General features: G+C 71.4%; 17 protein-coding genes and 1 pseudogene. 14 read left to right on the top strand and 4 right to left on the bottom strand.

What is annotated here, in order from left to right; all coding sequences use genetic code 11:
• Positions 1 to 2: 2 nt before the first annotated feature.
• The 6 genes and pseudogenes from WME76_RS01635 to cobJ all read left to right on the top strand — a co-directional run bounded on the left by WME76_RS01635 (position 3) and on the right by cobJ (position 6,335).
• Positions 3 to 1,130 carry a cobalt-precorrin-5B (C(1))-methyltransferase gene (locus WME76_RS01635; protein ID WP_437958471.1) on the top strand — a complete coding sequence of 376 codons (1,128 nt, stop codon included), beginning with the start codon at positions 3 to 5 and terminating at the stop codon, positions 1,128 to 1,130.
• The gene (locus WME76_RS01630; protein WP_437958470.1) at positions 1,127 to 1,867 is read left to right on the top strand and encodes a precorrin-8X methylmutase; all 741 of its coding nucleotides are present in this window, start codon (positions 1,127 to 1,129) and stop codon (positions 1,865 to 1,867) included. The genes WME76_RS01635 and WME76_RS01630 overlap by 4 nt, the downstream gene beginning before the upstream one ends.
• Positions 1,864 to 3,150, top strand: a complete 1,287-nt coding sequence (gene cbiE / locus WME76_RS01625) for a precorrin-6y C5,15-methyltransferase (decarboxylating) subunit CbiE (RefSeq protein WP_437958469.1) — start codon at positions 1,864 to 1,866, stop codon at positions 3,148 to 3,150. The genes WME76_RS01630 and cbiE overlap by 4 nt, the downstream gene beginning before the upstream one ends.
• Positions 3,147 to 3,947, top strand: coding sequence for a precorrin-2 C(20)-methyltransferase (cobI, locus tag WME76_RS01620; protein WP_437958468.1), 801 nt, complete (start codon positions 3,147 to 3,149; stop codon positions 3,945 to 3,947). The genes cbiE and cobI overlap by 4 nt, the downstream gene beginning before the upstream one ends.
• A complete protein-coding gene (locus tag WME76_RS01615) occupies positions 3,944 to 5,083 on the top strand; it encodes a cobalt-precorrin 5A hydrolase (RefSeq protein ID WP_437958467.1) in 1,140 nt (379 codons plus the stop codon). Before cobI ends, WME76_RS01615 begins: the two co-directional genes overlap by 4 nt.
• Positions 5,076 to 6,335: pseudogene (gene cobJ, locus WME76_RS01610) on the top strand (precorrin-3B C(17)-methyltransferase). Before WME76_RS01615 ends, cobJ begins: the two are co-directional and overlap by 8 nt.
• Positions 6,336 to 6,591: 256 nt before the next feature.
• Here cobJ and WME76_RS01605 read toward each other — a convergent pair.
• The 4 genes from WME76_RS01605 to WME76_RS01590 form a co-directional block, all read right to left on the bottom strand.
• A complete protein-coding gene (locus tag WME76_RS01605) occupies positions 6,592 to 7,704 on the bottom strand; it encodes an ABC transporter permease (protein WP_437958466.1) in 1,113 nt (370 codons plus the stop codon).
• Positions 7,701 to 9,203 (bottom strand): sugar ABC transporter ATP-binding protein, encoded by a 1,503-nt coding sequence (locus WME76_RS01600; RefSeq protein ID WP_437958465.1) that lies wholly within the window; start codon positions 9,201 to 9,203, stop codon positions 7,701 to 7,703. The genes WME76_RS01605 and WME76_RS01600 overlap by 4 nt, the downstream gene beginning before the upstream one ends.
• Before the next feature lie 32 nt (positions 9,204 to 9,235).
• A complete protein-coding gene (locus tag WME76_RS01595; protein WP_437958464.1) occupies positions 9,236 to 10,255 on the bottom strand; it encodes a sugar-binding protein in 1,020 nt (339 codons plus the stop codon).
• A gap of 152 nt (positions 10,256 to 10,407) precedes the next feature.
• Positions 10,408 to 11,475 (bottom strand): aldose epimerase family protein, encoded by a 1,068-nt coding sequence (locus WME76_RS01590; protein WP_437962236.1) that lies wholly within the window; start codon positions 11,473 to 11,475, stop codon positions 10,408 to 10,410.
• Between WME76_RS01590 and WME76_RS01585 the strand changes: the two genes are divergently transcribed.
• The 8 genes from WME76_RS01585 (at position 11,444) to WME76_RS01550 (ending at position 19,456) form a co-directional block, all read left to right on the top strand.
• Positions 11,444 to 11,617 (top strand): hypothetical protein, encoded by a 174-nt coding sequence (locus WME76_RS01585; protein WP_437962248.1) that lies wholly within the window; start codon positions 11,444 to 11,446, stop codon positions 11,615 to 11,617. The two genes, WME76_RS01590 and WME76_RS01585, sit on opposite strands and share 32 nt — an antisense overlap.
• Positions 11,618 to 12,234: 617 nt before the next feature.
• Positions 12,235 to 13,227 carry an NAD-dependent epimerase/dehydratase family protein gene (locus tag WME76_RS01580; protein WP_437958463.1) on the top strand — a complete coding sequence of 331 codons (993 nt, stop codon included), beginning with the start codon at positions 12,235 to 12,237 and terminating at the stop codon, positions 13,225 to 13,227.
• 285 nt (positions 13,228 to 13,512) lie between these two features.
• A complete protein-coding gene (gene cobM / locus WME76_RS01575) occupies positions 13,513 to 14,307 on the top strand; it encodes a precorrin-4 C(11)-methyltransferase (RefSeq protein WP_437958462.1) in 795 nt (264 codons plus the stop codon).
• On the top strand, positions 14,304 to 14,858 hold the full coding sequence (cobO, locus tag WME76_RS01570) for a cob(I)yrinic acid a,c-diamide adenosyltransferase (RefSeq protein ID WP_437958461.1): 555 nt from the start codon (positions 14,304 to 14,306) through the stop codon (positions 14,856 to 14,858). The genes cobM and cobO overlap by 4 nt, the downstream gene beginning before the upstream one ends.
• A complete protein-coding gene (locus WME76_RS01565; protein ID WP_437958460.1) occupies positions 14,858 to 16,381 on the top strand; it encodes a cobyrinate a,c-diamide synthase in 1,524 nt (507 codons plus the stop codon). The genes cobO and WME76_RS01565 overlap by 1 nt, the downstream gene beginning before the upstream one ends.
• Positions 16,378 to 16,965, top strand: coding sequence for a bifunctional adenosylcobinamide kinase/adenosylcobinamide-phosphate guanylyltransferase (gene cobU / locus WME76_RS01560; RefSeq protein WP_437958459.1), 588 nt, complete (start codon positions 16,378 to 16,380; stop codon positions 16,963 to 16,965). The genes WME76_RS01565 and cobU overlap by 4 nt, the downstream gene beginning before the upstream one ends.
• A complete protein-coding gene (locus WME76_RS01555) occupies positions 16,962 to 17,900 on the top strand; it encodes a cobalamin biosynthesis protein (protein ID WP_437958458.1) in 939 nt (312 codons plus the stop codon). The genes cobU and WME76_RS01555 overlap by 4 nt, the downstream gene beginning before the upstream one ends.
• Positions 17,897 to 19,456 carry a cobyric acid synthase gene (locus WME76_RS01550; RefSeq protein ID WP_437958457.1) on the top strand — a complete coding sequence of 520 codons (1,560 nt, stop codon included), beginning with the start codon at positions 17,897 to 17,899 and terminating at the stop codon, positions 19,454 to 19,456. Before WME76_RS01555 ends, WME76_RS01550 begins: the two co-directional genes overlap by 4 nt.
• The last annotated feature ends 244 nt before the right edge of the window (positions 19,457 to 19,700 follow it).

Here is a 19,700-nt window from a genome sequence, read left to right as displayed (position 1 = left end):
GGATGGCAGAGCTCCGGCCGAGGGACCCGAAAGGGCAGCGCGAGGGGTTCACGACGGGCGCGTGCGCGGCCGCCGCGGCCAAGGCGGCGGCGCGCGTGCTCGCGCGCGGCGCGGCGGTCGACGCGATCGAGACGACGCTGCCGAACGGGCAGCGGGTGACCTTCCCGCTGAAGCGCTGCGACCGCGACGGGCCGCGCGCCACGTGCAGCGTCATCAAGGACGCCGGCGACGACCCGGACTGCACCCACGGCGCCGAGCTCGTCGCCGAGGTCGAGCTCCGCCGCGAGCCGGGCGTCGAGATCCGCGGCGGCGACGGGGTCGCCGTGGTCACCAAGCCGGGGCTCGGGCTGCCGGTCGGCGCGCCGGCCGTGAACCCCGTGCCGCGCCGGAACATCACCGAGATGGTCCTCGAGGAGCTCGAGGGCTCGGGCTTCGCCGGGGCCACGGTCACGATCAGCGTCCCCCAGGGCGAGGAGATGGCGAAGCAGACCATCAACGCGCGCCTCGGGCTGATCGGCGGGATCTCGATCCTCGGGACGAGCGGGATCGTGAAGCCGTACTCGACCGCCGCCTTCCGCGCGAGCGTGGTGCAGGCGATCGACGTCGCCGCCGAGCGCGGCATCGCGACCTTGGCGCTGACCACCGGCGGCAAGTCCGAGGCGTACGCGATGAAGCTCTACCCGGAGCTGCCGGAGGAGGCGTTCATCCAGGTGGGCGACTTCATCGGCACCGGGGTGCGCCACGCCGCGCGGCGGCGGATCGCCCGCGCGATCATCGTCGGCATGATCGGCAAGCTCTCGAAGATGGCCGACGGCAAGATGATGACGCACGCCGCCGGCTCGGAGGTGAGCATGGAGCTGCTCGCGCAGATCGCCGAGGAGCTCGGCGCGCGGCCCGAGATCGCGGCGGAGATCCGGCAGGCGAACACCGCGCGGCACGTGCTCGAGCTGTGCCAGCGCGAGGGGCTCACCGGCGTGCCCGGCGGGATCTGCCGGCGCGTCGTCGAGCACACCTCGCGGCACGCGGGCGGCGCCCTCGAGGTGCACGCCTGCCTCGTCGATTTCAACGGGGCGCTGCTCGGCCGGTACCCGGCCGGCGGCGCCAGCGCAGACAGAGCGGAGGATCCATGAGCGGTGCCACGATCGGTGATGACGGGCGCGCGGCGAACGACATGCGGCAGATGACCGCGCTCGGCCGGCGCATCGAGGACAGGAGCTTCGCGATCATCGACGAGGAGGTCGGCGACCACGGGTTCCCGGACGCGGAGTGGCAGGTCGTCCGCCGCGTGATCCACGCGACAGCGGACTTCGAGTTCTCGTCGCTCATGCGGCTCCACCCCGAGGCGATCGCGCGGGGCATCGCGGCGCTCAAGGGCGGCGCGCCGGTCCTCGTCGACGTGAAGATGATCGGCGTCGGCCTGAACGAGCAGCGGCTCGCCTCCTACGGCTGCAAGATCCACTGCTTCATCTCGGACGACGACGTCATCCAGGCCGCGTCGGCGGCCGGCTCGACCCGCGCGATCGAGTCGATGCGCAAGGCGCACCGGCTCGGGCTGCTCGACGGGGCGATCGTGGCGATCGGCAACGCGCCGACGGCGCTGCTCGAGGTCGTGCGCCTCGCCCGCGAGGAGGGCGCGCGGCCGGCGCTCGTGATCGGCGTGCCGGTCGGGTTCGTGTCGGCGGCGGAGTCGAAGGAGGCGCTGATCGAGTCGGGGCTCCCCTCCATCGTGGCGCGCGGGCGCAAGGGCGGGAGCCCGATCGCCGTCGCGATCGTCCACGCGCTGCTGCTCCTCTCGGCGGAATCGACGCGACCGGCGCAGGCGGCGCAGGCGACAAGCGCCCCGGGGCCGGCGCAGGTGGCGCGATGAGCGCGCGCCGCGCCGTGACCGTCGTCGGCATCGGCGACGACGGGTGCGCGAGCCTGTCGAGCCGCGCCGCGAACGCCGTCGCGCGGGCCGAGGTGCTCGTGGGGGGCGAGCGGCACCTCGAGTTCTTCCCCCAGTTCCGCGGCGAGAAGATCGCCCTCAAGGGCGGGCTGTCCGCGGCGCTCGAGCGCGTCGAGGCGCTGTCGGCCGAGCAGAACGTGTGCATCCTCGCCTCGGGCGACCCGCTGTTCTTCGGGATCGGCGCGCTCGTCGTCCGGAAGCTCGGCGGCGAGCACGTCGAGATCATCCCGAGCCTGAGCTCGGTCCAGTGGGCGTTCGCGCGCACCGGCATCGCCTGGGACGACGCGGCGTTCGTCTCGGTCCACGGGCGCTCGCCCGAGGGGTTCGCGACGCGCCTGCGCCGGCTCTCGAAGGTCGCGGTGCTGACCGACGGCGAGAGCTCCCCGGCCCGCCTCGCCGCGCGGCTCATCGAGCACGGCGACACCGGCTGGAAGGCGTGGGTCTGCGAGAGCCTCGCGGGCGCGGGCGAGCGCGTGCGCGCGTTCGAGCTCGCCGCGCTCGCGTCGTGCGAGGACATCGGGCCGCTCAACGTGCTCCTGCTCCTCCGGAGCGATCCGGCGTGGCGGCCGCCGCCGGCCGTCCCCTACCTGCACGAGGACGCGTTCGCGAAGCGCATGCCGAAGAACGGCCTGATCACGAAGCGCGAGGTGCGCCTGCTCTCGATCGCGTCGATGGCGATCCGCCCCGACGCGGTGGTCTGGGACATCGGCGCCGGCTCGGGGTCGGTCTCGATCGAGGCGGCGATGCTCTGCCCCCTCGGCCGCGTCTACGCGATCGAGGTCGACCCGGAGGGCGTGGAGATCTGCCGGGACAACGTCCGCACGCACGGGGTCGACAACGTGCGCGTCGTCGCGGGCCGCGCGCCCGAGGCGCTCGGGGCGCTCGAGGACCCGGACGCGGTGTTCGTCGGCGGGAGCAAGGGGAGCATGGAGGAGATCATCACGGCGGCGCTCGATCGGCTCCGGCCCGGTGGCCGGCTCGTGGTCAACGCGATCACGATGGAGAACGTGGCCGAGGCGTACCGCGCGCTGCGGGCGCGGGGGCTCGACCCCGAGGTCACGCTGCTCTCGGTCTCGCGCGGCGTCCCGCTCGCGCGCTACATGCGCTACGAGGCGCTGAACCCGATCCACGTCTTCGCCGCGACGAAGCCGGCGAAGGCGCAGGGAGCGGCGCCGCCCGCGCCGTCCCCCGCGGAGGCGTCATGAGCGGCCTCGGCAAGCTCCACGGCGTGGGCGTCGGCCCGGGCGCGCCGGATCTGCTCACGCTGCGCGCCGTGCGCGTGCTGGAGGGCGCGGACGTGCTCGCGCTCCCCCGCAGCTCGGATTTCGGCGCCTCGATGGCCTACCGGATCCTCTCGCCGGTCGTCGGCAAGCGGCAGGACCAGGAGCGGCTGCTCCTCACCTTCCCGATGAGCAAGGACCCGGATCGCGTCCGCCCGTACGTCGACGCGGCGGTCGAGAAGATCTGCGACCGGCTCTCGCGCGGCCTCTCCGTCGCGTTCGCGACCGAGGGGGATCCGTCGCTCTTCAGCACGTTCGTCTATGTCCGCCGCGAGGCGCTCCGCCGCCTCCCCGGGCTCGAGGTCGAGGTCGTCCCCGGCGTCACCTCGGTCACCGCGGTCCCGGCCGTGAGCGGGCTCTCGCTCGCCGACGGGCAGGAGCGGATCGCCATCCTCCCCGCCACGTACGGCGTCGACGACCTCACCGACGTCCTCCAGCGCTTCGACACCGTGGTCCTCATGAAGATCGGCTCGGAGATGCCGAAGGTGACCGAGGCGCTCACGCGGGCGGGCCTGCTCGATCGGGCCGTGTTCGTGTCCAAGGCGACGATGCCCGAGCAGCGCATCGTCCGCGACCTCCGCGCCGCGGAGGGCGAGCGGGGCGACTGCTTCGCCATGATCGTTGTCACGCGCGGCGAGCGCAGCGGGCTGCTCGTCGGGGAGGCCGAGGCGTCGCTTCCGGGCAGCTTCGACAAGGCTGTTAACGAACCGGAGGCGTCATGATCGCCGCGCGCAAGCCGTACGCCGTCTACGCGATCACCCGCCACGGGATCGAGATCGCGAAGAAGCTCGCCCCGGGGCTCCCGGGCGCGGATCTCTACGTGTCGCAGAAGCTCTTCGACGGGGCGCCGGAGGGCGCGAAGCCGCTCCCGCTGCCGATGGGGCCGCTGCTCAACGAGGCGTTCACCGCCTACGACTGCCACGTGTTCGTGATCAGCGTGGGCGCGGTGGTGCGGATGATCGCGCCGCTGCTCAAGAACAAGAAGGTCGATCCGGCGGTCGTGTGCGTCGACGACACGGCGCGGTTCTCGATCTGCGTGCTCTCCGGGCACGTCGGGCGGGGCAACGCGTTCACCGAGAAGGTGGCGGCGCTGCTCGGCGCGCAGCCGGTGGTGACCACGGCGTCCGACGCGCTCGGGACGCTGACGGTCGACATCCTCGGCCGGGAGCTCGGCTGGACGCTCGACGACCCCGACCGCAACGTGACGCGCGGCTGTGCCGCCGTCGTGAACGCAGCGCCCGTGCTGTTCGTCCAGGAGGCGGGCGAGCCCTCGTTCTGGCCCGAGGACAGGCCGCTCCCGCCCGGCGTGCGCTACGCGACGTCGCTCGACGGCGTGGACCCCGACGCGTGGGAGATCCTCCTCGTCGCGACCGACCGCGACCTCGCCCGCTCGCACCCCGCGATCGTCGAGCGCGCGGTGATCTACCGCCCGAAGAGCCTCGTGCTCGGCGTCGGCTGCGACCGCGGCGCGCCGCTCGACATGGTGGAGCGCGGGGTCGACCGGCTGCTCGAGGAGCACGGGCTCTCGGCGGGGTCGGTGAAGGCGCTGGCGACGATCGACAAGAAGGCCGACGAGGAGGCGCTGCTCGCGCTGTCCGCGCGGCGGGGGTGGCCGCTCGTCACGTTCACTCCCGAGGAGCTCGACGCGACCGAGGGCATCGAGAACCCGTCGGAGACCGTGAAGAAGCACGTCGGCGCCCGGGGCGTCGCCGAGCCGGCCGCCCTGCGCGCGGCCGGGGCGGCGCGGCTGCTCGTGCCGAAGCGCGCCTACACCGAGCCCGGCGTCGGCCGGTCCATGACGCTCGCCGTGGCGCGCGTCCCCTTCCCCAAGCGGAACGTCGAGGAGAGCCATGGGTGACAGAGGAGTCCTGTCGATCGTCGGGATCGGCCCCGGCGCCGAGGAGCACGCGTCGCGCGCCGCCCTCGAGGCGATCGCCGCGTCGGACCTCATCGTGGGGTACACGACCTACATCCGGCTCGTGAAGCACCTCATCGAGGGCAAGGAGATCATCAAGACCGGCATGACCGAGGAGATCGGCCGGGCGCGCGCCGCCGTGGAGCGGGCGCGGGACGGCGCGCGGGTCGCGATCATCTCGTCGGGCGACGCGGGCGTGTACGGCATGGCCGGGCTCGTCTTCCAGGTGCTGGAGGAGATCGGCTGGAAGCGGGGCGAGTCGCCGGAGCTCCGCATCGTCCCCGGCATGACGGCGCTCAACGCGTGCGCGTCGCTCGTCGGCGCGCCGCTCGGACACGACTTCTGCGCCATCTCCCTGTCCGATCTCCTGACGCCGTGGCCGGTCATCGAGCGGCGGCTCGAGGCCGCCGCCGCCGCGGACTTCGTCATCGGCCTTTACAATCCGGCGAGCGGGCGGCGCACGCGCCAGATCGTGCGGGCGCAGGAGATCATCCGCCAGCACCGCGCGGGCACGACGCCGGTGGCGCTGGTCAAGAGCGCTTACCGCAAGCTGGAGAGCGCGGTGCTCACCGACGTCGACCACTTCCTCGACTACGAGATCGGGATGCTGACCACGGTGCTCGTCGGCTCGACCAACACCTTCATGTTCGAGGGGTACATGGTCACGCCGCGCGGATATACGAACAAGTACACATGGGATGGGGAAGCGCTCCCGGGCCAGACGCCGGGGCGCACGCTCGTGCTCTCGGACGAGAGCGTCACCGCGGAGGAGGTCTAGATGGCACGCGTAGGAAGGCTGGGCGGCGCGATCCTCGCCGAGACCCAGGGAGAGTATTACCTCGTCGGCAACACAAAGGCCCCGGTCGACTTCCGCGAGGCGGGCTTCGAGCCGCCGGACGAGGTCGACCTCGTGAAGGGGGCCTATCTCCGGCTCAAGCCGCTGCGCGCGGTCAAGGTGGCGGCGCCGGTGCTGCTCCTCGACGTCGAGGGCGAGGAGCTCGCGAAGAAGCTGGTCCAGCGCTTCGTGATCGACAGGAACGGCTCGGTGAGCGAGCGCCTCTGGCGGCTCGTCTACAGCCCCGACGACCCGCTCGACGACGCCGAGACGCCCGTGGAGCGCGATGCGCGCTGGCTGGGGGACATCCCGGAGACGATCTGGCAACTCGTGCGCGACAACGTGCTGCGCTGCCTGTAGGTGCACGCACCAAGAGGCCGGCCAGCGATCCGCGGAGAGATTTCAACGCAAAGGCGCAAAGGCGCAAAGGCGCAAAAGAGAGCGGATCAGTGCCTTTGTGCCTTTGTGCCTTTTTTGCCTTTTTGCGTCTTCGCGTCTTTGCGACTTTGCGTTGAATTCTCTCTCCGCGCGCGAGCCAGAGCCCTGGCAGGATTTCTGACCCGAGTAGACCCCGGGGCCGCCTCATCGTTGTGCGACGACGTACCGGCCAGAGAGCTCAGACGTTCTCGCGATCGGGCGCTCGTGCGACCGGCTCCGCTGCGCTGAAGGCCGCGGCCGCCTGGAGGCTCGGCGCCGGCTCGGCGGCTCCCGCGGAGGCGCGCCGGGTGCGCCGCTTCTCCTGCACCATGTGCACGATCTGGTCGAGGATGACGGCGACGAGGATCACGGCGCCGATGATGATGAACGTCCAGTTCGGGTCCAGGCGCCAGATGCGTTGTATGCGGTCAGCGTCCTCGTACGGCAGCTGGAACATGTTGATGCCGTTGTCGATGACGCGCATCACCGCCGAGCCGATGATGATGCCGAGCACCGTGCCCTCACCGCCGCGAAGCGAGCAGCCGCCGAGCACGGCCGCGGCGATCGCGTACATCTCGTACGCGATGCCGACCTGCTGCGACATCTGCCCGATGTACGACGCGTAACAGACGCCGGCCACGCCGCCGAGGCCCGCCGAGATCACGTAGGTGGACGCCTCCACCCGCTTCACGCTGATGCCGGAGTACTCCGCGGCGTCGCGATTGCCGCCGATCGCATAGACGTAACGCCCGAACACCGTGAAGTGCAGCGCGTACGTCGAAAGGCCGATCACCGCGAGGAAGATCAGGAACGGATACGGGATGAGCGCGTCGCCGCCGACGTCGAGCAGCCCGCCGTTGGCGAGGCGGAGCAGCGGCGAGCCCCCGAGGCTCAGGGTGCCGCCCTCGGCGATGGTCTGCGAGACCCCGCGCAAGAACAACATGCCGCCGAGCGTGACGATGAACGGCTGCAGCTTGAGCCGCGTGATCAAGAGCCCCTGGGCAAGCCCGATCAGCAGCGCCACGCCGAGCGCCACCGGAATGCCGATCCACAACGAGTAGCCCAGGCCGCCGACCTGGGTCGACGAGAGCTTCGCGATCAGGACGCCCGTCAGGCCGATCACCGAGCCGATCGACAGGTCGATGCCGCCGGTGATGATGACGAAGCCGATGCCGATCGCGAAGATCCCGAGCATCGAGATCTGCCGCAGGGTGTTGATCGAGTTCGACTGCCCGAGGAAATCCGGGTTCGAGAGGTAGAGACCCAGACACATCACGAAGAGCGCGATGGTCATGCCAAGCTCGCGCCTCACGACAGAGCCTCCTCGTCGGCGCGGCCCGTCATCATCGTCGCGATCCGCTCCTGGCTGAGCCGCTCCCGCGGCAATACCCCCTTGATGCGCCTCTCGTGCATGACGGCAACGCGATCGCTCATTCCGATGATCTCTCCCATGTCCGAGCTGACCATCAAGATCGTGATGCCTCCCTCCGCGAGGGAGGCCATGTGGCGGTAGATCTCGGCCTTGGCGCCGACGTCGATCCCGCGCGTCGGCTCGTCCACGATGAGCACGCGCGGGTTCATGGCCAGCCACTTTCCGAGCACCACCTTCTGCTGGTTTCCGCCGGAGAGGTTCACGACGCGCTGGAGAACGCCAGGCGTCTTCGTCCGCAAGCGCTTCACCTCCGACTCGGCGACGCGGCGCTCCCTCTTCCTGTCCAGGAAGCCCCAGCGGTTGTAGTTGCCAATGTCGGGCAGGGAGGTGTTCTCCGCGACGCTGAGCGGCAGCACGAGGCCGTGCCGCTTGCGATCCTCCGGCGCCAGGTAGACGCCGCGGTCGATGGCGTCCCTGGGCCTCCGGGGAGCGAACGCCTTGCCCTCTAACGTCATGCGTCCGCCGAGCGCAGGAGTGACCCCGAAGATCGTCTGCATGAGCTCCGTGCGGCCCGAGCCGACCAGGCCGGCGAAGCCGAGGATCTCCCCGCGCTCGGCGGAAAAGGAGACAGGCGCGGGCGCGCCGGGCACGACGAGGCCCTCGACCACCAGCACGGGCTCGGCCGACCTCCGCGGCCGTTTCTCCGGGAAGTAATGCGCGCTGAGCTCGCGACCCACCATCATGGAGACGATCTTCTCGTGCGTCGCCTCGGCGCGCGTGAGATCCCCGACGTAGCGGCCGTCGCGCAGGACCGTCACCCGGTCCGCCAGCGCCATGACCTCTTCCATCCGGTGCGAGATATAGACGATGCCGATGCCGTCCGACCGGAGCTTGCGGATGATCTGGAAGAGGTGCTCGGACTCACCGCTCGTGAGCGAGGAGGTCGGCTCGTCCATGATGAGGATACGCGCGTCGAGAGAGAGCGCCTTGGCGATCTCGACCATCTGCATCTGACCGGCCGTCAAGGAGGACACCGGGGTCGAGGGCGAGAGCGTCAAGCCCACGCGCAGGAGCAGCTCCCTGGCGCGGGCGTACAGGTCGCCCTTCGGCAGCGGGCGGAGGAGCGCCCCGGTCCCGCCGCCTTCGTTGCCGAGGAAGATGTTGGCCGCGATGTCCAGGTTCGGCGCCAGCATCAGCTCCTGGTGGATGAGCGCGATGCCGAGGCGCTTGGCCGCGCGCACGCTCTCGAGGGTGACCTTCTTCCCGTCGATCCGGATCTCGCCCTCGTCGGGCTGCTGGGCGCCCCCGAGGATCTTCATCAGCGTGCTCTTACCGGCGCCGTTCTCGCCCATCAGGGCGAGCACCTCCCCCGGCTTCAGCGAGAGAGAGACGCCCTGCAGCGCGACAACACCGGGAAACCGCTTGTTGATCGCGCTCATCGCGAGCAGGCTCGGCAGAGACGCTGTCACGCTCACTTCTTCATCTCGGCGAGCTTCTGCTTGAACTCGGCCACGTTGGCCTTCTCGATCACCTCGATACCGGTGTCGATGCCCTTGCTCGCCGGGATCTGCGCCATCGCCGCGTCGGGCTTCGTCGCGAGCTCGTGCGCCCACTTGCTCGACAGGTAGCCGAACTGGAACGGCTTCTGGACGACCGTGGCCGAGATCGTGCCGTTCTCGATCGCCGTGAGCGTCCCCTCCTCCTCGTCGAACACGGCCGCGAGGACCTTGCCCTTCTTCCCGAGCGCCTCGATGGCCGCCGCGATGGCGGGACCGTTGTAGGACCACAGGCCCGCGACGAGCTTCAGGTCCGGGTGCGCGTTGATGATGTCCTCCACGTTGGAGCGCGCCTTCGCGCGGTCCGTGTTGTCCTCGCGCTTGTCGACGATCTCGATGTTCTTGCCGGCGATCGCGTCCTCGATGCCCTGGAGGCGCTGCTTCGCGTTGTCCGCGGACAGCATGCCGACGAACACGGCCATCTTGCCGCCGCTCGGGAGGAGCTTGACGATGTGGCCGCCGAGCGCCTTGCCGGCCTCGTAGTTGTTGGTGCCGATGTAGAGCAGTCGGTTCGACTTCGGCGCGTCCGAGTCGAACGTGATGAGCTTGCTCTTCTCGGCCGTCTTGTTGAGCACCGGGACCTGATCGCCCGGCGCGATGGCGCTCACGGCGATGGCGTCGTAGCCCTGGCTCGCGAGGTTCTCGAGGATCTGGTTCTGCTCCTCCGTGGTGCCGTTGGGCGGCATCTTCACGTCGACCTGGACCTTGCTCTCTTGCTCGTATTTCCGGACGCCCGCCTGGGCGATCTTCCAGAACTCGCTCGCGTTGTTGGTGACGAAGGCGAGCTTCACCATCTTGGGCTTCGGGTCGGTCCCCGCGGCGGGCGCGGCGCCCGTCCCCTCGCTCTTCTTGTCGCACCCCGTGATCGCGAGCAGCGCCAGCAGGAAAAGCGCTGCGACCCCGCGACCGTTGCCCCAGGACTTCGTCTCTTTCACGGCAGATCTCCTTGCTGATTCATGTTTGAGCGCGTCGACGCCATGCGCGGCGTCCACGACCCGACAACGCTGACTGCCCTGGAGCGCGCGCGTGACGTCACGCGCGACCCCGCCCGTACCGATGACAGCGAAGCAGTGCATGGCCGCCGCCCTCACTCCGCCGTGAACCGGTGAACCATCGTGTGTTTGTAGACCTGTCCCGGCTTGAGGATCGGCTGCTCTCGCCAGGCCGGCACGTTGATCGCGTTCGGAAACTTCTGGGTCTCCAGGCAAAGCGCCGCGTGCTGCACGTACGTGGCGCCCTTCCCCTGCTTCGAGCCGTTCATGAAATTCCCGGTGTAGAACTGCACGCCGGGCTGATCCCCCTCCAGCGTCATCACGCGGCCGGACTTCGGATCCTTGAGCCGCGCCACCGGCCGCAGGGCGGCCGGGTCCCCGTTGACGACGAGGTTGTGATCGTACCCGACAGGGTCTCCGCCCGTGGCCTTCAAATCCCTGCCGATCGGCTTGGGCGTCGTGAAGTCGAACGGCGTACCTTTGACGGGCTTCACGGCGCCGGTCGGGACGCCCGGATCTCCGGGCGTGTAGCTGTCCGCGTGGAGCGTGAGCTCGTGATCGAGGATCGTGCCGGAGCCGTGGCCGCCGAGGTTCCAGTACGAGTGGTGCGCCATGCTGACGAGCGTCGCCTTGTCCGTGACCGCCTCCATCTCGACGCGGAGCTCGTTCCGGTTCGTGAGCGTATAGACGGTCTTCGCAGACACGGTGCCGGGATACCCCTCTTCTCCATCCTTCGACACGTACGTGAGGCGGATGCTCGGGCCGTCAGGGGTCTCGGCGGCGGAGGCGCTCCACACCACCTTGTCCCAGCCCTTGACGCCGCCGTGCAGGTGGTGCGGCTTGGCGTTCGGGGCCAGGGTGTACTCCTTGCCCTCGAGCTTGAACTTCGCGTTGCGGATGCGGTTGGCGACGCGGCCGACCGTCGCGCCGAAGAACTGGTTGCCGGTGAGATAGCCGTCCAGGTTCTCGAAACCGACGACGACGTCGGCGAGCTTCCCGGCCCTGTCGGGCACGTGCAGCTCGGTGATGATCGCGCCGTACGTCATCACCTTGAGCACGAGGCCGTTCGCGTTCGTGAGAGTGTAAATGTCCACGGGTTGAGCGTCGATCTCGCCGTGACGAGCCTTCGTTATGGCGAGCGGTTTGGCGGGCGCGGGCGCCACCTCGGGCACGGGCGGCGGCACGCTCGGGGTCGTCGCCGGGGCGGCGGCAGGCGTCGAGGGCTCCGCGACGGGAGGAGGAGGCTGCGTCCCCGAGCAGCCGAGCGTGAGCAGCAACGCCAGGGCGGTGCTCGCCCGGCGTTGACTGACCCAGGTCCGGATGGCTCGTCCCGATCTGCTGCACCGATCTCGCCGTTCGAGAAAACTCGCATTCCGCATGGAACATCTCCTCCGTTCCGGTGCTCTCCTGCATGCCAGCGGCGCGCTCGTAACGCGTTGCGCCTCCGCGGCGGCGTCGCAAACCCACAGCCGTGACGACCGAACGAGCGGAATCGGCGCCGAGATCCCTCGGCACGACGAAGGTCTCGGTGCGCAGGACGCCCCCCCAGGGGGAAGCACAAGGATGCCCGCCCGAGAACACTGTGAACGTTCACAATTTCTGTGTCAACTCCCATCTCGACGCCGGAGGCGGCCGGCGCCGAGATACCGCCTCTCCTGCGCGGCGACTCGAGCCATGCGATCCGATCCCCCTGGAAACCGACGCTGCACCAGCAATTTACGGGTATCGACGGGCCGCCCTCGACCTGCCCGCGGCGGAGGTGGAGGCAGGCCCGTCGATCGAGTTGACACCGGGTCATGTGACCGTTCACAATCCGCGACCCGCAGACCTGCACCGGGCCGCTCACCCACCTTGACGTGGGCAGCTCGGAGGCGGGATACCGGCTGGCGAACAGCACGAGGCGGCGAGCTAGGGGCGACGAGATGAGTGATGCAAAGCGTGTTCTGGTCACCGGGGCGGCGGGGAAAGTCGGCCAGGCCTTCATCCGCAGGTTCCTGTCGGACCCCAGGTTCGAGGGGTGGAAGGTCCGTGCGCTGTGCCACAACCGCATGCTGGCGCCGACGGCGCGCCTGGAGGTGGTGCGCGGGTCGATCGAGCACAGCACCGTGGCCCGCGAAGCGGTGGAGGGCGTGAGCCACGTGCTGCACCTCGCGACCAGCAAAGAGACGCCCGAGAGCATCATGGACGTGGCCATCAAGGGCATGTTCTGGCTGCTCGAGGCCTGCCGCGTCAGCCCTGCGTTCGAGCAGTTCATCCTCGTCGGGGGCGACGCCGGGATGGGCCACTTCTTCTATCCTCACCCCGTCCCCGTCACGGAGGCGCAGAAGCACAGCGCCTACCCGGGTTGTTATGCGCTGTCCAAGGTGCTCGAGGAGGTCATGCTCGAGCAGTACTACATCCAGTATGATCTGAACGGCTGCTGCCTGCGCGCGCCGTGGATCATGGAGAAGGACGACTTCAAGGCCCAGCTGTCGTTCGGCGACGACGTGTTCGGAGGGCCGAGGTGGCGCGATCTGGTCGGAGCCGAGGCGGCAGAGAAGTACGTCCGCTCGGGCGCCGTCCCTGTGATGCTCGACCCTGACGGCAAGCCGGTGAAGCGGAACTTCGTGCATGTGGAGGATCTCGTCAGCTCGATCCTCCTGGCGATCGACCATGAGAAAGCCCGCCAGCAGACCTTCAACGTCTGCATGGATGAGCCGGTGGACTACGGCGAGCTGGCGTCTTACCTGGAGGCGACCCGTGGCCTGCCGAGCGTGAGGGTGAAGACGCCCTACCGCTCGACGTGGCTGGACAACACGAAGGCCAAGTTCCTGCTCGGCTGGCGGCCGCAGTACAACCTGGCGCGACTCGCGGACGCCGCCTTCGACCACGTGCGCGCGCCCGAAGATCCGCGCATCACGTGGTACCCCGGTTGACGAGCGTCCCCCTCGACAGAGGCTGAGTCCCGTGAGACGGCCGGCGGCGCCGCCCGCGAGCGCGACGCCGCCGCCGCGACAGCGACCGTCAGCGCGCGGCTGCCGGGCGCGCGGGGACCTCCGCTCGCCCGAGGGGCGCCGCGCCACCCGGAGAGGCCGGGCCGCGCCGGCGCGACCCGAGGCTCCACGATGCACCCTGGCGTTCGCCTCGCGTTCGCTCTAGCTTCGCGCGCCCGTCGCCCCCGGCATGGGATCGCCGGCGCACGAAACGAGGAGAGAACCCCCATGCGCGTCTACATCATCGGCGCGGGCCCAGGCGACCCCGGGCTCATCACGGTCCGCGGCGCCGAGCTCGTCGCCCGCTGCCCCGTCGTCATGTACACGGGCTCCCTCGTCCCGCGGGAGATCGTGGCCTCCGCGCGGCCGGACGCCCGCGTCATCGACTCGTCCGGCATGACCCTCGATCAGATCGTGGAGGTCTTCGTCGAGGCCAGGGAGGCGGGGCACGACGTGGCGCGCGTGCACACGGGCGATCCCGTCCTGTTCGGGTCGACCGCCGAGCAGATGCGCCGGATGGCTGAGCTCGGGATCCCCTACGAGATCATCCCCGGCGTCTCGTCGTTCACCGCGGCGGCGGCGGCGCTCGGGCGCGAGCTCACGCTGCCCGAGCTCTCGCAGACCGTGATCCTGACGCGCGCCGAGGGGCGCACGCCGGTGCCGCCGGCCGAGCGGCTCGAGGAGCTCGCGCGCCACCAGGCGACGCTCTGCCTGTTCCTGAGCATCACCCTGCTCAAGGACGTCACCGCGGCGCTCATCCCGGCCTACGGCGCCGACTGCCCCGTCGCGGTGGTGCACAAGGCGAGCTGCCCGGATCAGAAGATCGTGACTGGCACGCTCGCCGACATCCGGGAGAAGGTGCGGGCCGAGGGGATCAAGAGCCAGTCGATGATCCTCGTCGGCCGGGTGCTCACGTCCACGGACTTCGCCGACTCGCGGCTCTATGATCCGGAGTTCAGCCACCGCTTCCGCAAGGCCGAGAAGAAGCCTCGCGATCCGCGCCCGGCGGAGGAGGGCTCGTGAGCGCGGAGGGCGGCGCCGGCGCGGCGACGGCAGGTCGAAAAGGGCTCGTCATCGTCTATACCGGCCACGGCAAGGGCAAGACGACGGCCGCGCTCGGAATGGTGTTCCGGGCGCTCGGCCGGGGCATGCGCGTCGCCGTGGTGCAGTTCATCAAGGGGAAGTGGAAGACGGGAGAGCGCCTGTTCGCCGAGACGCTCCCCGGCCTCACGTTCCTCGTGATGGGGCGCGGCTTCACCTGGGAGAGCGACGACCTCTCGCGCGACAAGGCGGCGGCGCGCGCCGCCTTCCAGGAGGCCGCGGCGCTCATCGGGAGCGGCGAGCAGGACATCGTGGTGCTCGACGAGATCACGTATGCGCTGCACTACGGCTTCGTCGCGGAGGAAGAGCTCCTCGACGCGCTGCGCGCGAGGCCCGCGCACGTTCATGTGGTGATCACCGGCAGGAACGCCCCGGACGCGCTCGTCGCGCTCGCCGATCTGGTGACGGAGATGAAGTCGGTGAAGCACCCGTTCGAGCAGGGCGCGAAGGCGCAGATCGGGGTCGATTTCTGATGGGCCCCGCCATCCCCCGGCTCGTCGTCGCCGGCACGGCGAGCGGCGTCGGGAAGACGACCACCACGGTGGCGATCGCGCGCGCGCTCCGCGCCCGCGGGCTGCGGGTCGCGCTGTTCAAGTGCGGGCCCGATTACCTGGATCCGACGTACCACGCGCGCGCCGTCGCCGGGACGTCGCACAACCTCGACGGCTGGATGATGGGCCGGGACGCGGTGCTGTCGACGTTCGCGGCGGAGGCCGCGGGCGCCGACGTGGCGCTGATCGAGGGGGTGATGGGGCTGTTCGACGGCGCGAGCCCCACCGGAGAAGAAGGCTCGACGGCCGAGATCGCGAAGTGGCTCGAGGCGCCGGTCGCGCTCGTCGTCGACGCGTCCGGGATGGCCCGCAGCGTCGCGGCGCTGGTGCAGGGGTTCGCGGGCTTCGATCCGGGGGTGCGCGTGGCCGCGGTGGTGTGCAACCAGGTCGGCAGCCGCGGGCACCTCGACATCCTCCGCCAGGCGCAGGCGCAGGCGAACCGGTCGACGCCGGTGATCGGCGGGCTGCCGCGCGACGAGGCGCAGAGCTTCCCCGAGCGCCACCTCGGCCTGCGCACGGCCGACGAGGCCGCGCTCCCGGAGGAGCGCTTCGACCACTGGGGCGCGCAGGCCGAGGCGTGGATCGGGCTCGACGCGCTGCTCGAGATCGCGCGCAGCGCGCCGGCGCTGCCGCAGGCGGCGGAGGCGACGGCGCCGGCCGCGCCGGCCGCGCCGGGCACGGCGGCGGGCGGCGCCGTGACAGCGGCGAGCGGCGGGGCGCAGCAGCGCCGGGCGCGCCTCGGGGTGGCGTTCGACGAGGCCTTCCACTTCTACTACGCGGACAACCTGCGCCGCCTCGAGGCCGCGGGGGCCGAGCTCGTGCGGTTCTCGCCGATCCGCGACGCGCGCCTGCCCGAGGTCGACGCGCTCTACCTCGGCGGCGGCTACCCCGAGGCGCACGCGGAGCGCCTGGCCGACAACGCCGGCCTGCGCGCGGAGATCCGCGCGTTCGCCGGCCGCGGGGGGCCGATCTACGCCGAGTGCGGCGGGCTCATGTACCTGACCGAGGCGATCCGCACGCTCGACGGGCGCGCGCACCCCATGGTCGGGCTCGTGCCGGCCGAGGCCGTCATGTGCGAGAAGCTGCAGGCGCTCGGCTACGTGGAGGTCGAGACGCAGACGCGCACGATCCTGGGCGGCGCCGGGCTCCGCTTCCGCGGGCACCAGTTCCGCTACTCCGAGCTCCGCCCCGCGCAGCCCGCGCCGGCGCCGCTGGAGCCGCCGGCGGCGCAGGCGTCGCCGCCCCCGCCGGCCGCGCAGGCGCCCCTGCCGATCGAGCACGCCTACTCGGTGCGCCGCCGGCGCGGCGGCCAGGTCGCGCGCGAGGGGTACTGGGCGCAGCGCGTCCTCGCCTCCTACGTGCACGCGCACTGGGCCTCGAACCCGCTCGTCCCCGAGGGGCTCGTGGCGAGCGCCGCCGCGCACCGGAAAGAGCTGGGGAGATGAGCGGCGAGCGCGCGGCGCCGCGGCGGATCGCCCTCGTGGGCGGCGGGGTGCGCTCCGGCAAGAGCGCCTTCGCGCTCGCGCTCGGGCGCTCGCTCGGGGCGCGCCGCGCGTTCATCGCGACCGCCGAGCCGTTCGACGACGAGATGCGGGCGCGCATCGCCGCGCACGCCCGCGAGCGGGGCGACGAGTTCGCCACCGTCGAGGAGCCGCTCGCGCTCCCCGAGCGCATCGCCGCGCTCTCCGGCGTCGACGTCGTCGTCGTCGACTGCCTCACCCTCTGGCTGTCGAACCTGCTGCTCCGCGACGAGACCGAGGGCCGCGAGCTCGATCGCATCGAGGCGCGCATCGAGGATCTCGCCGCCGCCGTGGAGTCCGCGGCGCCCCACGTCGTCCTCGTGTCGAACGAGGTGGGCATGGGCGTCGTGCCCGAGAGCCGGCTCGGCCGGGCCTTCCGCGACCTCGCCGGACGCGCGCACCAGCGGCTCAACCGGTCGGCCAGCGAGCTCTACGTCGCCGTGATGGGCGCCGTCCTGCGCCTGCGCCCCGGCCCTGTCGCGCTCGTCGGTGACGAGGACGCGCGATGACCGCCGCCGCCGCGCTGCTCGTCGCTGTCGCGCTCGACCTCGCCTGCGGCGAGCCCCCGGCCGCCGTCCACCCGGTCGTGTGGATGGGCACCGCGATCCAGGCGCTGAAGCGCCGCGCGCCGCGGTCCGGCCGCGTGGCCGAGCTCCTCTTCGGCGCGCTCATGGCCCTCGCCGTCCCCTGCCTGTTCGCGGCGCTGGGCGCGGGGCTCGCCGCGCTGATCGCCCCGCACCCGGTGGTCTGCTTCGCTTTGTCAGCTCTCTTTCTGAAGCCGACCTTCGCGCTGCGCGCGCTCCGCGACGCGGCCTCCGGCGTGCGCGACGCGCTCGCGGCCGGGGACGTCCCCGCGGCGCGCGGCGCCCTGCGGAGCCTCTGCAGCCGCGACCCGTCGGAGCTCGACGAGCCCGCGCTCGTGGCCGCGTCGATCGAGTCGGTCGCGGAGAACGCGTCGGACAGCTTCGTCGCGCCGCTCTTCTACTTCGCCCTGTTCGGGCTGCCGGGCGCGCTCTTCTACCGCGCGGTGAACACCCTCGACGCCATGGTGGGCTACCACGGCCGCTACGAGTACCTCGGCAAGGCGTCGGCGCGGCTCGACGACGCGCTGAACTTCGTGCCGGCGCGGCTCACGGCGCTGCTGCTGATCGCCGCCGGGTGGCTGCGCGGCGCCGACGCGCGCCGCGGCCTCGCCGTGCTCCTGCGCGACGGCGGGCGCACCGAGAGCCCGAACGCTGGGCGGCCGATGGCGGCGATGGCCGGGCTGCTCCGCGTCGAGCTCGAGAAGCGCGGCCACTACCGCCTCGGCGACCCGATCGAGCCGCTCCGGCGGGGGCTCATCGACGAGGCGTGCCGGATCGTGGTGCTCGCGGCGCTGATCTTCGCCGCGCTCGCGGCGGCGGCGCTCGCGGCGTGTTCCCTGGGAGAGGGCCTCGTTCGATGACAGCGCTCACGGTGATGGTGCAGGGCACCGCGTCCTCGGTCGGCAAGAGCCTGCTCTGCACGGCGCTCTGCCGGATGTTCCAGCGGCGGGGCCTCCGGGTCGCGCCGTTCAAGTCGCAGAACATGGCGCTGAACTCGTTCGCGACCCCGGACGGCGGCGAGATCGGCCGGGCGCAGGCGGTGCAGGCCGAGGCGGCGCGGGTCGCGCCGACCGTCGACATGAACCCGATCCTGCTCAAGCCGGAGGGCGACTCGCGCTCTCAGGTGGTCGTCCTCGGCAAGCCGATCGGGAGCCTCCACGCGCGCGACTACTTCGCCTACCGCGGCGAGCTGAAGGACATCATCGCCCGCTCGCTCGGGCGGCTCCGCGAGGCGCACGACGTCGTGGTGATCGAGGGGGCGGGCAGCCCCGCGGAGATCAACCTGAAGGACCGCGACATCGTGAACATGCACGTCGCGCGCGTCGCCGACGCGCCGGTGCTCCTCGCCGGCGACATCGACCGCGGCGGGGTGTTCGCGGCGCTGGTCGGGACGATGACGCTGCTCGATCCCGACGAGCGGGCGCGCGTGGCCGCGTTCGTGATCAACAAGTTCCGCGGCGACATCAAGCTGCTCGAGCCGGGGCTCGAGATGCTGACGGCGCGGACCGGCGTGCCGGTGCTCGGCGTGGTGCCGTACGTGAAGCAGCTCCGGATCGCGGACGAGGACTCGGTGGCCCTCGAGAACCGGCGGCGGCGGGGGCCGGCGGGGCCCGGGGAGCTCGACATCGCGGTGGTGAGGCTGCCGCGGATATCCAACTACGACGACGTGGAGCCGCTGGAGCACGAGCGGGGCGTGGCGGTGCGGTTCATCGAGCGGTCGGACGAGATCGGCGGGGCGGACCTCGTGGTGCTCCCCGGGACGAAGAGCACGATGGCCGATCTCGCGTGGCTGCGCGCGAGCGGCCTCGCCGAGGCGGTGGCGGCGCGCGCCCGGCAGGGCGGGTGGACGCTCGGGATCTGCGGCGGCTGCCAGATGCTCGGCGGGGCGATCGAGGATCCGGAGGGCGTCGAGTCGGCCGAGCCGTCGGCGCGGGGGCTCGGGCTGCTCGACGTGTGGACGCGGTTCGAGCGGACCAAGACGACGGCGCAGGTCCGGGCGCGGATCGCCGGCGACTCGTTCCTGGGGGCGGCGGGCGCGGGGGAAGCAGAGCTGACCGGCTACGAGATCCACATGGGCCAGGTCGAGCGGGCGAACGGCGCGCGCGCGGCGTTCGCGATCGCGTCGAGGAGCGGACGGGCCGAGGCGGCGCTCGACGGGGCGGTGTCGGCGGACGGCGTCGTGGTGGGGACGATGATCCACGGGATCTTCGAGAACGACGGGCTCCGGCGCGCGCTGCTCGCGGCCCTGCGCGCGCGGCGAGGGCTCGCCGCGCCCGCGGGCGAGCCGGCGATCCCGAGCCGGCACGACGAGTACGACCGGCTCGCCACCGCGGTGGAGGCGAGCCTCGATCGGGCGCTGCTCGACCGCATCGTGGGGCTGGACGCGCGGGTCCAGGGCGCCGCCGAGGCGCGATGAGCCGCGCGGCGGGCTGACCGCAGGCCCGCTCGCGCTCCCGGCGCGCGCAGGAGGCTCGTCTGGAGCGCGCGGCGAGCGTGGCGCGCACTCCGCACCTCCGGCGCGGGCCCTTCACCCGAGGACGAACTCCGCACCTCGCGCGCGCCCTTCACCCGACGAGACAGGCGACGTGATGTCAAGCCCGGCCTCTCGCCGGGATCGACGTCAACCGGGCGTCTTCCGCGATGGCCCAGCGCTGCGGGAT

Origin of the sequence: Sorangium sp. So ce119, from assembly GCF_051524405.1 — a bacterium.
In the GTDB taxonomy this organism is placed as follows: domain Bacteria; phylum Myxococcota_A; class Polyangia; order Polyangiales; family Polyangiaceae; genus Sorangium; species Sorangium cellulosum_G.
Note: the sequence above shows the minus strand (reverse complement) of the source record. Positions and strands in the feature narration are given on the sequence as shown.

Bases quoted from the DNA above. Each gene is read 5' to 3' on its own strand.
- WME76_RS01635 (WP_437958471.1), top strand. From the start codon at position 3: ATGGCAGAGCTCCGGCCGAGGGACCCGAAAGGGCAGCGCGAGGGGTTC.
- WME76_RS01630 (WP_437958470.1), top strand. From the start codon at position 1,127: ATGAGCGGTGCCACGATCGGTGATGACGGGCGCGCGGCGAACGACATG.
- cbiE (WP_437958469.1), top strand. From the start codon at position 1,864: ATGAGCGCGCGCCGCGCCGTGACCGTCGTCGGCATCGGCGACGACGGG.
- cobI (WP_437958468.1), top strand. From the start codon at position 3,147: ATGAGCGGCCTCGGCAAGCTCCACGGCGTGGGCGTCGGCCCGGGCGCG.
- WME76_RS01615 (WP_437958467.1), top strand. From the start codon at position 3,944: ATGATCGCCGCGCGCAAGCCGTACGCCGTCTACGCGATCACCCGCCAC.
- WME76_RS01600 (WP_437958465.1), bottom strand. From the start codon at position 9,203: ATGAGCGCGATCAACAAGCGGTTTCCCGGTGTTGTCGCGCTGCAGGGC.
- WME76_RS01585 (WP_437962248.1), top strand. From the start codon at position 11,444: ATGGCGAGCGGTTTGGCGGGCGCGGGCGCCACCTCGGGCACGGGCGGC.
- WME76_RS01580 (WP_437958463.1), top strand. From the start codon at position 12,235: ATGAGTGATGCAAAGCGTGTTCTGGTCACCGGGGCGGCGGGGAAAGTC.
- cobM (WP_437958462.1), top strand. From the start codon at position 13,513: ATGCGCGTCTACATCATCGGCGCGGGCCCAGGCGACCCCGGGCTCATC.
- WME76_RS01565 (WP_437958460.1), top strand. From the start codon at position 14,858: ATGGGCCCCGCCATCCCCCGGCTCGTCGTCGCCGGCACGGCGAGCGGC.
- cobU (WP_437958459.1), top strand. From the start codon at position 16,378: ATGAGCGGCGAGCGCGCGGCGCCGCGGCGGATCGCCCTCGTGGGCGGC.
- WME76_RS01555 (WP_437958458.1), top strand. From the start codon at position 16,962: ATGACCGCCGCCGCCGCGCTGCTCGTCGCTGTCGCGCTCGACCTCGCC.
- WME76_RS01550 (WP_437958457.1), top strand. From the start codon at position 17,897: ATGACAGCGCTCACGGTGATGGTGCAGGGCACCGCGTCCTCGGTCGGC.